The sequence below is a fragment of the Stenotrophomonas sp. Steno-Z10-BAI genome (genome assembly GCF_056393115.1).
On the sequence record NZ_JBWJOZ010000008.1, the window covers coordinates 80,317 to 94,586 of the forward strand.

Genomic DNA, 14,270 nt, shown 5'->3' on the forward strand with positions numbered 1-14,270 from the left:
GGGAGGGTGGCGCGACGCGGAGTTGGCGGCAGAATCAGCCAAAACCGACCCATCGTAACAAAGCCCCGCCGAGGGCGCCGAGGCTGTCGTCACGTACGCTTCCGTACCATGGCGTGCGGCACGCCCATTCACCGAGGATCCCGCCCCGCATGCTCCGTCTTACCCCGCTGGCCCGCCACTGTGCGCTGGCCTCGGCCGTGTTGCTGCCATCGCTGGCGCAGGCCCAGAACACTCCCGCCCCGTCCGCGCCGATCGAGCGGCTGCCCACGGTCCAGGTCCAGGCCGCGCGCGTGGCACAGGTGGCCGATATCGACCTGCCGGCCTCGCTGACCACGGTCTGGGTGGACGAGGACCGCACCGGGCCGCTGGCGCAGCTCTCCGAGGCGCTCAACGGCATTCCCGGGGTGGTTGCCCGCGATCGTCAGAACTACGCGCAGGACACCCAGCTCTCGATCCGCGGCTTCGGCGCGCGCTCGACCTTCGGCGTGCGCGGCGTGCGCGTGCTGGTGGACGGTGTACCGGCCACCATGCCCGACGGCCAGGGCCAGCTCTCCCACGCCAGCCTGCTCTCGGCGCAGCGCGTGGAAGTGCTGCGCGGGCCGTTCTCGGCGCTCTACGGCAACTCCTCCGGCGGCGTGGTCCAGGTCTGGAGCGCGGACGGCGCCGAAGGCGACCCATGGCGCCTGCGGGTGGATACCGGCAGCGACAACACCGTGAGCGCCGGCGCCCAGCTGCGCGGCGTGCAGGGCCCGGTCCGCTACAACGTGGCCGCCAACCACTTCCGCACCGATGGCTGGCGTGACCACAGCCAGGCCCGCCGCGAGTCGCTCAACGCCCGGCTCGGCACGGATGTCGGTGGCGGCCAGCTGGATCTGGTCCTGAACTACTTCGATGCGCCCGACGCACAGGATCCGCTCGGCCTGACCCGCGCGCAGGTGCGCGAGAACCCGCGCCAGGCCACCGCCGTGGCGACCCAGTACAACACCCGCAAATCCGTGCGCCAGGCCCAGGCCGGGCTGGTGTTCACCCGAACGGAAGGCGCGCAGACCTGGCGTGCGATGGGCTATGCCGGTCAGCGCAGCGTGGAGCAGTACCTGGCGATCCCGCCGGGGCCGCAGGCCAACCCGCTGCATGCCGGCGGAGTGATCGATCTGGACGGCGATTACGGTGGGCTCGACGCGCGCTGGGCGTGGCACGGTGACTGGGCCGGTCGCCCGCTGGATGTGGTGATCGGCGCCAATGCCGACCGCCAGCAGCAGGATCGCCGCGGTTACGAGAATTTCGTGGGTGATCAGGTAGGTATCAAGGGCCGCCTGCGCCGCGACCAGAGCGACCGGGTCGAAAACGTGGACCAGTTCGCCCAGGCGTGGTGGCAGTGGGCGCCGCGTTGGTCGTTGCTGCTGGGGGTGCGCCACAGCACGGTCCGTTTCCGCTCCAACGACCACTACATCACCGCGGGTAATCCCGACGACAGCGGGTCGCGTCGCTACGAGGCGACCACCCCGGTGGCCGGCGTGGTGTTCCGCGCCACCGATGCCTGGCGGCTGTATGCCTCGGCCGGGCGTGGCTTCGAGACCCCGACCTTCAACGAGCTGGGCTATCGCGCCGATGGCCAGGCCGGGCTGGCGCTGGATCTCTCGGCGGCCCGCAGCCGCAACCTGGAAGTCGGCAGCAAGTGGCATGGACAGAATGGCGCGCAGGTCGAAGCCGCGCTGTTCCGCGCCGATACCGATGACGAGCTGGCCGTGGCGAGCAACAGCGGCGGCCGCAGCACCTACCGCAACATCGGCCGCACGCGCCGCCAGGGCGCGGAGGCCAGCTATGTGCAGCCGCTGGGGGCGCAGGCGGATCTTTCGCTGGCCTACACCTGGCTCGAAGCCACCGTGCGTGATCCGTACGCGCTGTGCGCGGCCGCTGGCTGCAACACGGTGACCGCCGGCTCACGCCTGCCCGGCGTGCCCAGGCAGCAGTGGAACGCGCGGGTGCAGTACCGCCCGGGCCCGTGGCAGTGGGCCGCCGAGGTGGTGGCCTCCAGCGACACCGTGGTCAACGATCTGGCCACCGAGCGCGCGCCGGGCTACGCGCTGCTGAATCTGGAACTATCGCGGCGCTGGACCACCGCACAGGGCACGCTGCGTGCCTTCGCGCGGATCGACAACGCCCTGGACCAGCGCTACATCGGCTCGGTGATCGTCAACGACGGCAACCAGCGCTTCTTCGAGCCGGGGCCGGACCGCCGCTACAACGTGGGCCTGCAGTGGCAGTGGGCGCCCTGATCCACTGGACCTGGACCTACCGGGGCGGTTTGGCCGGCACGAACGGTGAGGTCGGGTCGCTGGCCGGGAAGGTCTCTTCCAGCGCCTCGTCCTGGTTGTCGCTGGCGTGCTCCTTGCGCTGTCGGCGCTGGTATTCATCTTCGCGGCGATGATGACCGGCCGGGCCTTTCTCGCCGGCCGCCGAATCCTTGCGGTCGCGCGGAACGGGATCCGGCGTAACCGCCACCGGCAGGTGATCGGGTGCGTCGTCGGGCACGGACATGCCGGCGCCGCGGTCTTCGGCGTCCTGATTGTCATGTTTGGCGCGCTGCTCGCCGGGGACCGGGGCGGTGGCGTCGCGCAGGGGATCGCGGGGCATGGGAGTTCTCCAGTAGCTGTGCACCCCACTACAGCGCGCGGCGGGTGAAGTCGCCGCGAATCCCGGTGCATCAACGAATCTGTCACGGCTCGATAACGGTGGCGGGTCTATTCCTGCCTGCCCCGCCGCTGTCGGAGTCGTGTCATGCCCCGCCTGGACCGCCGTGCCGCACCCGCGTTGTTCAACGCCTACCTGCAGCCGGAACGGAGCGGGCGCCGTGCGCGCCGTGACCGTGCCGAGGACGCGCAGGCGGTTGCACAGGACTACCTGCAGTACATGCGCAGCGATTACGAGCAGCGCCGCAGTCACGGCCGGCGCAGCTGGCGCGACCTCTATCCCGCCTACGCCTTCGCGCTGACCACGCACTATGCGGACTGGCCGCGCGGTGCCGATGACACCGATGGCGAGCTGGCCGAGCACTGGGAACAGATGCGCGGGCAGTCGCGACTGGGCTGGCACCAGGCCCGCGCCGTGGTCGAAGACGCGTGGCTGGCGCTGGACCACATGCCGGCCGCGGCGGTGCACGGCCTGCTGCAGTAGCTGCGGCGTGCAGCCGGCCTGCACAGCCCGGACACAGGCGTTTCACGTGCTGCGCGGTACAGCTGCCCTCCCTGTAGCGTTGGAGTGGCGCCACCATGGCCCGACCGATCTGGACCGGCACGCTGTCATTCGGGCTGCTCAATGTCCCGGTGTCGCTGATGTCCGGCGAACGCAATGTCGATCTGCACTTCCGGATGCTCGATTCGCGCGACCGCAAGCCGATCCGCTTCGAACGGGTCAACGCCGATACCGGTGAGGAAGTGCCGTGGAAAGAGATCGTCAAAGCCTACGAGTACGACAAGGGCAGCTACGTCGTACTGGAGGAAGACGACATCCGCTCGGCCGCACCGCAAAGCCATGAGGCGGTGGAGGTGGAAACGTTTGTCGATGCCGGCACCATCGATCCGCGCTATTTCGAGAAGCCCTACCTGTTGGTGCCCGCCAAGAAAGCCGAAAAAGGCTACGTGCTGCTGCGCGAAACGCTGCGCAGCACCGGCAAGGTCGGCATCGCGCGGGTCGTGGTGCGCACCCGCGAGTACCTGTGCGCGGTGATGCCGCACGGCGATGCGCTGGTGCTGATGATCCTGCGCTATCCGCAGGAACTGGTGGACCCGGAAGACTACAAGCTGCCCAGCGGCAGCCTGTCCGAGTACCGCATCAACAGCAAGGAAACGGCCATGGCCGAGCAGCTGATCGCCTCGATGTCCGGCGAGTGGAAGCCGGACGAGTACCACGATGAATTCCGCGAGCGCCTGCACACGTTGCTGAAGAAGCGGATCAAGGCCAAGGGCGGCACCACCAAGGTGGAGGAAGAGCCGGTCCCGCGCGAGGACGATGCGACCAACGTGGTCGACTTCATGTCGCTGCTGCAGAAGAGCCTGGATGCCAAGAAGCGCACGCCGGCCGCCAGAAAGACAGCGGCGAAGAAGGCCACGGCCAAGGTCGCCAAACCCACGGCGGCCAAAAAGGCGACCAAGACAGCAGGCAAAGCGACCAAGAAAACCACCAAGCGTGCACCCGCGCGCAAGGCCGGGTAAGCCGCCGTGTCCCTGCAGGAATACCGCCGTAAACGCCGTTTCGACGGCACCCCCGAGCCGGACGCCGAGCGCCGCGGTGCGCCGGCGCGGCGGCCGATCTTCGTGGTGCAGCTGCACCATGCCAGCTCGCGCCATTACGACTTCCGGCTCGAAGCTGACGGCGTGCTCAAGAGCTGGGCGGTACCGAAGGGCCCCTCGCTGCGTGTCGGCGAAAAACGGCTCGCCGTGGAGGTGGAAGACCATCCCCTGTCCTATGCGACGTTCGCCGGCGATATCCCCAGCGGGCACTACGGCGCTGGCCATGTGGATGTCTATGACCACGGCACCTGGGCCTGCGATGGCGACCCCCTGGAGGCGATCGCGGCCGGCAAGGTGGACTTCGTGCTGCACGGCGAGCGCCTCAAGGGCGGCTGGAAACTGGTGCGCACCGCGATGAAGGGCAAGCAGCATCAGTGGCTGCTGATCAAACGCGATGATGATGAGGCGAGGGATATGGAGGCCGATGATCTGTTGGAGGCGCCACCGGAGGCCGCCAAGCGCACGGGCACCAGGAAGGCCGCCGCTGCCAACACAACGAAGGCCACCCCGGCCAGGAAAACCGCCCCCGCCAAGGCCGTGACGACCCGCGTCGCACGCAAGGCCGATGCGCGCTGGTCCAAACGCGCGCTGGCGCTTGAAGGCGCACGCGAGAGGCCCTACCCGCACGATTTCAAGCCGCAGCTGACCGACCATCGCGCCACCGCGCCGGACGGCGAGCAGTGGCTGCACGAGATCAAATGGGATGGCTATCGCCTGCTCGCCGACGTGCGCGAAGGCGTGGTTGCGCTGCGCTCGCGTGGCGGGCTGAACTGGACCGACGAGTTCCCCGAGGTGGTGCAGGCGATCGAACGGCTGCCGGTGCGCGATCTACGCCTGGACGGTGAACTGGTGGTGCTGGATGCGCAGGGCCGCAGTGACTTCACCGCGTTGCAGAAGGTCATCGACGGCACCGCGAAACAGCCACTGCGCTATGTGGTGTTCGATATGCCGGGCATCGCCGGTGTGGATGTCAGCCGGGTGCCGCTGCTGGAGCGCAAGGCGCTGCTCAAGGATCTGCTGGGCAGCAAGCCGGACACCCTGGCCTACAGCGACCATGTGCGCGACCACGGCCCGGCGGTGTTCGCCGCCAGTGGCGAGGCCGGGTTCGAAGGCATCATCAGCAAGCGGATCGATGCGCCCTACGTCAACGCACGCTCGCGCGACTGGATCAAGATCAAGCACGAGAACACCGATGAGTTCCTCATCGTCGGCTATACCGAGCCCAAGGGATCGCGCAGCGGCTTCGGCTCGCTGCTGATGGCCACCCCGGACAAGGGCGGATTGCGTTATGTCGGCCGCGTCGGCACGGGCTTCGATGATGCCGCGCTGCGCGCGCTGACCAAGCAACTGACGCCGCTGACCGTGAAGGACGCGGTGGTGGAGCTGCCCGCGCATGTGCCGTTCACCGCGCGCAGCGTGCACTGGGTGAGGCCGGTGCTGGTGGCAGAGGTCGCTTTCCGCGGCTGGGCCAAGGAAGGGTTGCTGCGCCAGGCCAGCTTCAAGCGGCTGCGCGAAGACAAACAGCCGAAGGATCTGGGCGCGGCAGCCAACGTCACTACCGTCGCTGCGTCCGCCTCCGCCCCGGCGGCGAAAACCAGCGGCCGGAAGAAGGCCGCGGCTGCGCAGGAAGAGAGCACCGTGGCGATCAGCCATCCCGAACGCGTGGTGTTCGCCAAGGCGAAGATCACCAAGGGCGAAGTGGCCGACTACTACCGGCGCATGGCGCGCTGGATCCTGCCCGAGGTGGCGCGCCGTCCGCTGTCGGTGCTGCGCTGCCCGGACGGGGTGGACAAGCCCTGCTTCTTCCAGAAGCACCATGGCACCGGGCTGGGCGGTGCGGTCAAGGCGATCCCGCTGGAGCAGAAGAGCGGGCGCGAGGACTACCTCTACATCGAGGATGTGGAGGGGCTGCTGCAGTTGGTGCAGATGAACACCCTGGAGCTGCATCCCTGGGGGGCCACCGTCGAGGATCCCGAACATCCGGACCGGCTGGTGTTCGATCTGGATCCCGGCGAAGGCGTGAACTGGACCCAGATCAAGGCCGCCGCACGCGATGTGCGCGCGCGCCTGCAGGAAGCCGGGCTGGAGAGCTTCGTCCGGCTCTCCGGCGGCAAGGGTGTGCACGTGGTGGTGCCGCTGCAGCCCAAGGCCGACTGGGCGCACGCCAAGGACTTCTGCGAGGCCTTCGCGCAGGCCATGGCCACGCAGGCACCGGAGCGCTACGTGGCGACGATGAGCAAGGCCAAGCGCGACGGGGTGATCTTCATCGATTGGCTGCGCAATGCGCGCGGCGCCACCAGTGTGAGCTCGTGGTCGCTGCGGGCGCGGCCGGGTGCCGGCGTGGCGGTGCCGTTGCGTTGGGAAGAACTGGGTCGCATCGCAGCGCCGGACGCTTTCCCGATGGCGAAGGCGCTGCAGCGCGCGGAGCGGTTGAAGCAGGACCCGTGGGCGGGCATCGAGCAGGTGAAGCAGGTGCTGCCTGGCAGCTGATCAGGCGCGCCCTGGCCGGAACCGCGTGCCCACCCACACCCCCAAGAATGCCTGCACCGGCAGCGAGACCAGCAGGATCACCACGAACCAGAACGGGAAATCGCTGCCGAAATCCCAGGCGGTGTAGATCGATGCGGCCGCGATCACCGCCCACACCACGCCGCCGTGGCTACGGGGCCAGGTCGGCGCATAACGGCTGGCAAAGGCGATCGCGGCGATGCCGCTGAGGATCGTCCAGGCCAGGTCCCAGGCCAGCTGGGGCTCGCCGCCCGGCGGAATGCGCAGCAATGGCACCAGCCACGAACCGAGGCTGTTGACCAGCACCATCACCGCGAACGCGAACACGACGGCCAGCACCGACAGCAGTGGATTCTTCAGGGCGGACCACACAGGCATGGCAGGGGCGTCACGGCGGGAGAGCCGCCATTATGGACGGGTTGCCGCAGGGAATTTCAGACCCGGCCGGCGGCTTGGAGCTGGGCGAACTCCTCATCGCTGAACAAGCGCGAGCGGACCAGGAAGCGCACACCCTCGCCGTTTTCCAGCGAGAACATGCCGCCCCGGCCGGGCACCACGTCGATGATCAGCTGGGTGTGCTTCCAGTATTCGAACTGCGCGGGGCTGATGTAGAACGGCGCCCCGCCGATCTCGCCCATGCGCACGTCACGGTCGCCCACGATGAAATCGCCCTGGGCGAAACACATCGGCGAGGAGCCGTCGCAGCAGCCGCCGGACTGGTGGAACAGCAGATCGCCGTGGCGTGCCTGCAGGGTCTCGATCAGCTGCAGCGCCGGGAGGGTGGCCAATACCTGGAGCGGGAGGTCGGTCATGATCGTGGCTCTCCGAGCCGGCCAGCGGCCGGCACTACCGTGAAACAGGCGCTGCCGATGGCTCGGCAGCGCGCCGTGTGCTTACGCGCTCATGTCCAGCACCACGCGGCCTTCGATCTTGCCGGCCTGCATGCGCGCGAAGATGTCGTTGATGTTCTCCAGCGAATCGCTGGTCACCGTCGCGGCCACCTTGCCCTGCTCGGCGAATTCCAGCGATTCCTGCAGGTCCAGACGGGTGCCGACGATCGAGCCACGCACGGTGATGCCGTTGAGCACCATGCCGAAGATATCCAGCGGGAAGTTGCCCGGCGGCAGGCCGTTCAACGAGACGGTGCCGCCGCGACGGACCATGCCCAGTGCCTGCTCGAAGGCCTTCGGCGAGACCGCGGTGACCAGCGCCCCGTGTGCCCCGCCGATCTCCTTCTTCAGGAACGCGGCCGGATCGGTGTTGCGCGCGTTGACGGTGATCGTCGCTCCCAGCCGCTCGGCCAGGGCGAGCTTGCCGTCGTCGATATCCACCGCGGCCACGTTCAGGCCCATCGCCTTGGCGTACTGCACGGCCATGTGGCCGAGCCCGCCGATGCCGGAGATCACCACCCACTGGCCGGGCTTGGTATCGGTGACCTTCAGGCCCTTGTAGACCGTGACGCCGGCGCACAGGATGGGCGCCACCTCGATGAAGCCCACGCCCTTGGGCAGCAGCCCGACATACGCAGCGTTTGCCAACGCGTACTCGGCGAAGCCACCGTTCACCGAGTAACCCGTGTTCTGCTGCGCTTCGCACAGCGTTTCCCAGCCGCCCAGGCAGTGCTCGCAGTAGCCGCACGCCGAATACAGCCACGGGATGCCGACACGGTCGCCTTCGCGGATATGGCTGACCCCGGCGCCGACCGCGACCACGTGGCCGACGCCCTCGTGGCCGGGAATGAAGGGCGGGTTCGGCTTGACCGGCCAGTCCCCGTCCACCGCATGCAGGTCGGTGTGGCACACGCCACAGGCTTCGATCTTCACCAGGATATCGCCGGGCCCCGGACGCGGCACCTCGACTTCCTCGATACGCAACGGCTTTCCGAACTCGCGGACAACAGCGGCCTTCATGGTCTTGTTCATGCGTGGATCTCCGTGGATGGCCAATGACAGCACTGTGGCGCCGGCCGCATGCCGGCGCCTTGATCGGGATCAAGCCCGGGGCAGGCTCAGAAGAAGCCCAGCTTCTTGGGCGAGTAGCTGACCAGCAGGTTCTTGGTCTGCTGGTAGTGGTCGAGCATCATCTTGTGGTTCTCGCGGCCGATGCCCGACTGCTTGTAACCACCGAACGCAGCATGCGCCGGATAGGCGTGGTAGCAGTTGGTCCACACGCGCCCGGCCTGGATGCCACGGCCCATGCGGTACAGGCGCGAGGCGTCCCGGCTCCACACACCGGCACCGAGGCCGTACAGGGTGTCGTTGGCGAGCTCCAGGGCTTCTTCCTCGGTCTTGAACGTGGTCACCGAGACCACCGGCCCGAAGATCTCTTCCTGGAACACGCGCATCTTGTTGTGGCCCTTGAACACGGTCGGCTTCACGTAGAAGCCGCCGGCCAGGTCGCCCTCCAGCTTGGCCTGCTCACCGCCGATCAGCACCTGCGCCCCTTCCTGCCGGCCGATGTCGAAGTAGGAAAGGATCTTCTCCAGCTGCTCGGAGGAGGCCTGCGCACCGACCATCGTGTTGGGATCGAGCGGATTGCCCTGCTTGATCGCGGCCACGCGCGTGAGCGCACGTTCCATGAATTTCTCGTAGATCGATTCCTGGATCAGCGCGCGCGAGGGGCAGGTGCAGACCTCGCCCTGGTTGAAGGCGAACAGCACGAAACCCTCCACGGCCTTGTCGAGGAAGTCATCGTCCTCGGCCATGACATCGGCGAAGAAGATGTTCGGCGACTTGCCGCCCAGTTCCAGCGTCACCGGGATCAGGTTCTGGCTGGCGTACTGCATGATCAGGCGGCCGGTGGTGGTCTCGCCGGTGAAGGCGATCTTGGCGATGCGCGGGTTGGAGGCCAGCGGCTTGCCCGCCTCCACGCCGAAGCCGTTGACCACGTTGAGCACACCCTTGGGCAGCAGATCGCCGATCACCTCCATCAGCACCAGGATCGACGCCGGGGTCTGCTCGGCCGGCTTGAGCACCACGCAGTTGCCGGCGGCCAGCGCGGGCGCGAGCTTCCAGGCCGCCATCAGCATCGGGAAGTTCCACGGGATGATCTGCCCGACCACGCCGAGGGGCTCGTGGAAGTGGTAGGCGATGGTGTCTTTGTCGATCTCCGACAGGCTGCCTTCCTGCGCGCGCACCGCGCCGGCGAAGTAGCGGAAGTGATCGGCCATCAGCGGCACATCGGCGTTGAGCGTTTCGCGGATCGGCTTGCCGTTGTCCCAGGTTTCGGCATGGGCGAGCAGCTCGAGGTTCTGCTCGATGCGGTCGGCGATCCGGTTGAGGATGTTGGCGCGCTCGGTGGTCGAGGTCTGGCCCCAGGCGGTCTTGGCCGCGTGGGCGGCGTCCAGCGCCGCTTCGATGTCCTCGGCGTTGGAACGGGCGACCTCGGTGAACACCTTGCCCGTCACCGGCGTGGTGTTCTCGAAATACTGGCCGCTGCGCGGGGCCACCCACTCCCCGCCGATGTAGTTGCCGTAGCGCGGCTTGAAGATGGACTGCGGGTCGGTGGCGTGCGGCTTGGCAGACGTGACGGCATTCATGGTGCATCTCCGGATGGCGGTGGACAGGCCCGATAAGGGTCTGTTCCATGGCGCAAGGACGATGCCAGGTTCCGTGTGGTGCAGTGCGGCAAGGCGTCACCCGGCGTACCGATTGGAGCGGGGCTCGGAAACTGATGCGGTGCACCACGGCCGGTCATTGCACGGTAACGCCGGGTGTGGTGTTTATCGGAACAGGCCCCGCTACAACTGTCGCAGATTGCGACACTGGAGAATCCAGGTGTCCCAGCTCCCGCTCCAGCACCGTGTCGGCAATGCGCGACGCTCCTTTTTCGAGCGTGGCGCGGCGCCGGTCGGCAGCGTGCCCGACACCATCCTGCAGTCGTGGCAGCGCTGCCAGCGCGGCGGGCTATCGGTCGATGCACAGCCGGAGGTCGAACCGCTGCCGGACGCCCGCCTGCGCGAGCTGCGCCAGCGCCAGGAAACGCTGTGGCGGCTGGCGCGACCGGAGCTGGATGGCCTGGCCGCCGACATCGCCGCGACCGGCAGCATCGCGCTGCTGACCGACGAAGCCGGCTGGATCCTGGATGCGGAGGGCAACCCGGGTTTCCTCGACAAAGCCGGGCGGGTGGCGTTGATGCCAGGCGTGCGGTGGGATGAAACCACGGTGGGCACCAACGCGATCGGCACCGCCATCGTCGAAGGTCGCTCGGTGGAGGTACGTGGCGGCGAGCACTACTTCGCGCCGCACGCGATCCTGACCTGTTCGGCAACACCGATCTTCGATCCGTACGGGCAGCGTGTGGGCGTGCTCGACATCTCCGGCGACGCGCGCCAGCAGCACCTGCACGCCCGCGTGCTGGCACGGCAGGCGGTGGCGCATATCGAGCACCGCTACTTCGAGGCGGGACTGGGCGACTGCGAGGTGGTCCGCCTGCATCACGACGCCGGCCTGCTCGGTACCGCGCGCGAAGGCGTGCTGGGCTTCCGCAATGGCCGCCTGGTGGCCGCCAACCGTGCCGGGCTGGCCCTGTTCGGGCTGGACCACGGCGACATCGGCAGGGCGCCCTACGAGGCGCTGTTCGATGGTCCAACCTCACGGCTGCATGATGACGGCGCGCTGGTGGATCGCCAGGGCCGCGCGCTGTACGGCCACGTGAGCCCTGCCGGCGGCGCCACGGTCCGCTCGCCGCTGCCCGCGCGTCCGACCCCCGCCGCACCCGCGCGTGCCGCCGCAGCGGCGGTGCGGGCGGATGCCAGCCCCCTGTTCGACGCGGCCCAGCAGCAGGTGCTCGAGCGCGCCTGCCGCGTGCTGGATGCGCAGCTGCCCGTGCTGCTGCAGGGCGAGACCGGCACCGGCAAGGAGGTGTTCGCACGTGAACTGCATCGGCGCAGCACGCGTGCCGACAAACCGTTCGTGGCGGTCAACTGCGCGGCGCTGCCGGAAGGCCTGATCGAAGCCGAGCTGTTCGGCTACGAGGAAGGTGCCTTCACCGGGGCGCGCAAGAGCGGCAATACCGGCCTGCTGCGCCAGGCCCAGGGCGGCGTGCTGTTCCTTGATGAGATCGGCGATATGCCGCTGGCGCTGCAGCCGCGCCTGTTGCGCGTCCTGCAGGAGCGCACGCTGTCACCGCTGGGTGGCGGCAAGCCGGTACAACTGGATTTCGCCTTGATCTGCGCTACCCACCGCGATCTCGATCAGGCGATGGCCGCCGGTGACTTCCGCAGCGACCTCTACTACCGCATCGCCGACCACAGCGTGCGCCTGCCGGCCCTGCGCGAGCACGCCGAACGCGCGGCGCTGGTGCAGGGGCTGTGGCAACGGCTCGGCCAGGGCCGGCAACTGGCGAGCGCGGCGCTGGAGGCGCTGGCCGGGTATGCCTGGCCGGGCAATCTGCGGCAGCTGTGTTCCTGCCTGCGCACGCTGGTGGCGCTGAGCGATCCGGGTGAGGTGATCGGGCACGCGATGCTGCCGGCCTATCTGCAGGCCGCGCCTGCCCCGGTGATGCCGTCCGCGGCCGAGGGGCTGGAGGCGATGACCGAAACCGCGATGCGCGAGGCACTGCGCGCGAGCCATGGCAATGTCGCCCAGGCGGCGCGCGCGCTGGGCATCAGCCGCAGCACGCTGTATCGCCGTGTCGGGGCGACGGCCCGCCGTCACTGAGACGGCAGGCCGTGTGGGCTCAGCCGACCAGCGCGGCCGAATCGCGCGCCAGCTGCTCGATGCCGGCCCAGTCCCTGGCCTGCAACAGCGCCCGGGTGGTCAGCCAGGACCCGCCCACGCACAGCACGTTGGGCAGGTGCAGGAAATCGCGTGCGGTCTGCGCGCTGATGCCGCCGGTCGGGCAGAAGCGCACATCGCCGAAGGGGCCGTTCCATGCCGACAGCATGGCCGCGCCGCCGGCCTGCACGGCCGGGAAGAACTTGAAGGTATCCAGGCCGTGCTCCAGGCCGAGCATCAGCTCCGACGAGGTCGCCACGCCCGGCAGGAACGGCAGATCGGTATCGCGGGCGGCGGCGTACAGGCGCGGGGTCGCGCCCGGCGACACCGCGAAGCGCCCGCCCACCTGCTTGACCTTCTCCATCTGCGCGGCGGTCAGCACGGTGCCGGCGCCGACCACGGCATCGGGCACCGCCTCCACCATCGCCTGGATCGCGTCCATCGCCATCGGCGTGCGCAGCGTCACTTCGATCACCGGCAGGCCGCCGTTGAACAGTGCGCGTGCGACCTCGACGGCATCGTCGACGTTTTCCGGGGTGAACACCGGAATCACCGGGGCCAGTTTCAGGACTGCGCGTACGCGCGGATCAGCGCCGGACATCGAATCGCTCCTCGCCCGTGAGGGCCATGATGTCAGCCTCGCTGACAGGGTTGAAGTCGCCGGGGATCGAGTGCTTCAGGCAGCCTGCGGCGAGGCCGAAACGCACGATCGCGTCCGGCGCGAAGCCGCGCATCATGCCATGCAGGATGCCGGCGGCGAAGGCATCGCCACCGCCGATGCGGTCCACGATGCCGATCATCTCGCGGGTCGGCGCCACCGCGCGGGCGCCGTCGCGGCCGATCAGCATCGCCCCGAGTGCGTGGTTGTCCACGCTGTGCGGCGTGCGCTGCGTGCAGGCCATCCACTGCAACCGCGGGAACGCGGCGAAGGCCTGCGCCGCGGCCGCGTCGACGCGCTCACGCACATCGGCCTGCTCGAACTCCGCGCCGAGCACCACGCCGATATCGCGGTAGTCGGCGAAGACGAGATCGGCGCAGGCGAACAGCTCGCGCAGGATGCCGGGCGCATCGCCCTGCCAGCGCGCCCACAGCGACGGGCGGAAGTTGCCATCGAAGGACACCTTCACGCCCCGCGCGCAAGCCGCACGGGCCGCGGCCAGCGTGGCCTGGGCCATGGCCGGGTTGAGCGCCGGGCTGACCCCGGACAGGTGCAGCCAGTCGGCGCCGGCCAGCAGCGTGTCCCAGTCGTAATCGGCGGCGCTGCTGTTGGCGAAGGCCGAATCGGCACGGTCGTAGACCACTTCGCTGGCGCGCTGCACGGCGCCGGTGGTCAGGAAGTACAGGCCCATGCGGCCGTCGGTGCGGCGCACGGCGCTGGTGTCCACGCCATGCCGGCGCAGCTCGCCCAGCGCGAACTCGCCCAACGGGTTCGCCGGCACCGTGCTGACCGCCGCCGCCGCATGCCCAAGATGGGCCAGCGAGACACCGACGTTGGCCTCCGCGCCCCCGGCGTGGACCGCCAGCTGGCCGCGCTGCAGCAGCAGCTCGCGGCCGGGTGCGCTCATGCGCAGCAACAACTCTCCGAAACAGACAACACGACTCATGGTCCTGGATCCTTGTGAGGGCTGCGGACGCCGCAAGGACGCCCCGCAGCAATGGCTAGCGGTGTCATTCTAGCGATGGACGCCGCCCCGTCCACCTGTCCCGAATGTCGGAACCATTGTCCTGCAAGCGTCTGCGGGACATTCAAGGTCTG

12 protein-coding genes are annotated in these 14,270 nt (G+C 68.7%); 5 read left to right on the plus strand and 7 right to left on the minus strand.

Annotated features, from left to right (window positions below; genetic code table 11):
* Positions 1 to 149: 149 nt before the first annotated feature.
* Positions 150 to 2,276: a TonB-dependent receptor family protein gene (locus tag AC06E9_RS17275; protein ID WP_478056499.1), complete on the plus strand. Its 2,127-nt coding sequence runs from the start codon at positions 150 to 152 to the stop codon at positions 2,274 to 2,276.
* A gap of 16 nt (positions 2,277 to 2,292) precedes the next feature.
* On the opposite strand, the gene AC06E9_RS17280 is transcribed toward AC06E9_RS17275, so the two are convergent.
* On the minus strand, positions 2,293 to 2,634 hold the full coding sequence (locus tag AC06E9_RS17280) for a hypothetical protein (RefSeq protein ID WP_102788774.1): 342 nt from the start codon (positions 2,632 to 2,634) through the stop codon (positions 2,293 to 2,295).
* 144 nt (positions 2,635 to 2,778) lie between these two features.
* Between AC06E9_RS17280 and AC06E9_RS17285 the strand changes: the two genes are divergently transcribed.
* The 3 genes from AC06E9_RS17285 (at position 2,779) to ligD (ending at position 6,779) form a co-directional block, all read left to right on the plus strand.
* The gene (locus tag AC06E9_RS17285) at positions 2,779 to 3,174 is read left to right on the plus strand and encodes a hypothetical protein (RefSeq protein WP_121043771.1); all 396 of its coding nucleotides are present in this window, start codon (positions 2,779 to 2,781) and stop codon (positions 3,172 to 3,174) included.
* A 95-nt stretch (positions 3,175 to 3,269) separates the two neighbouring features.
* Complete coding sequence (ku, locus tag AC06E9_RS17290; protein WP_152152782.1) at positions 3,270 to 4,211, plus strand: non-homologous end joining protein Ku; 942 nt, start codon at positions 3,270 to 3,272, stop codon at positions 4,209 to 4,211.
* Between the two features lie 6 nt (positions 4,212 to 4,217).
* Complete coding sequence (gene ligD / locus AC06E9_RS17295) at positions 4,218 to 6,779, plus strand: DNA ligase D (RefSeq protein ID WP_461769739.1); 2,562 nt, start codon at positions 4,218 to 4,220, stop codon at positions 6,777 to 6,779.
* Here ligD and AC06E9_RS17300 read toward each other — a convergent pair whose 3' ends face one another.
* From AC06E9_RS17300 to adh, 4 genes are all read right to left on the minus strand, one after another.
* Positions 6,780 to 7,175, minus strand: coding sequence for a hypothetical protein (locus AC06E9_RS17300; protein ID WP_152152778.1), 396 nt, complete (start codon positions 7,173 to 7,175; stop codon positions 6,780 to 6,782). It abuts the gene before it with no gap.
* A gap of 56 nt (positions 7,176 to 7,231) precedes the next feature.
* Positions 7,232 to 7,609 carry a DUF779 domain-containing protein gene (locus AC06E9_RS17305; protein WP_461769740.1) on the minus strand — a complete coding sequence of 126 codons (378 nt, stop codon included), beginning with the start codon at positions 7,607 to 7,609 and terminating at the stop codon, positions 7,232 to 7,234.
* Between the two features lie 81 nt (positions 7,610 to 7,690).
* Complete coding sequence (gene adhP, locus AC06E9_RS17310) at positions 7,691 to 8,719, minus strand: alcohol dehydrogenase AdhP (protein WP_046272245.1); 1,029 nt, start codon at positions 8,717 to 8,719, stop codon at positions 7,691 to 7,693.
* Positions 8,720 to 8,805: 86 nt separating this feature from the next.
* Positions 8,806 to 10,335 (minus strand): aldehyde dehydrogenase, encoded by a 1,530-nt coding sequence (adh, locus tag AC06E9_RS17315; RefSeq protein WP_121043786.1) that lies wholly within the window; start codon positions 10,333 to 10,335, stop codon positions 8,806 to 8,808.
* A gap of 238 nt (positions 10,336 to 10,573) precedes the next feature.
* Between adh and AC06E9_RS17320 the strand changes: the two genes are divergently transcribed.
* Entirely contained in the window at positions 10,574 to 12,457 is a 1,884-nt protein-coding gene (locus AC06E9_RS17320) for a sigma-54-dependent Fis family transcriptional regulator (protein ID WP_461769741.1), read from the plus strand.
* A gap of 19 nt (positions 12,458 to 12,476) precedes the next feature.
* Here the strand turns inward: AC06E9_RS17320 and eda are convergent, their stop codons facing one another.
* On the minus strand, positions 12,477 to 13,115 hold the full coding sequence (eda, locus tag AC06E9_RS17325) for a bifunctional 4-hydroxy-2-oxoglutarate aldolase/2-dehydro-3-deoxy-phosphogluconate aldolase (RefSeq protein WP_088435287.1): 639 nt from the start codon (positions 13,113 to 13,115) through the stop codon (positions 12,477 to 12,479).
* Positions 13,102 to 14,118 (minus strand): sugar kinase, encoded by a 1,017-nt coding sequence (locus AC06E9_RS17330; RefSeq protein WP_478056500.1) that lies wholly within the window; start codon positions 14,116 to 14,118, stop codon positions 13,102 to 13,104. Before AC06E9_RS17330 ends, eda begins: the two co-directional genes overlap by 14 nt.
* Positions 14,119 to 14,270: the final 152 nt, after the last annotated feature.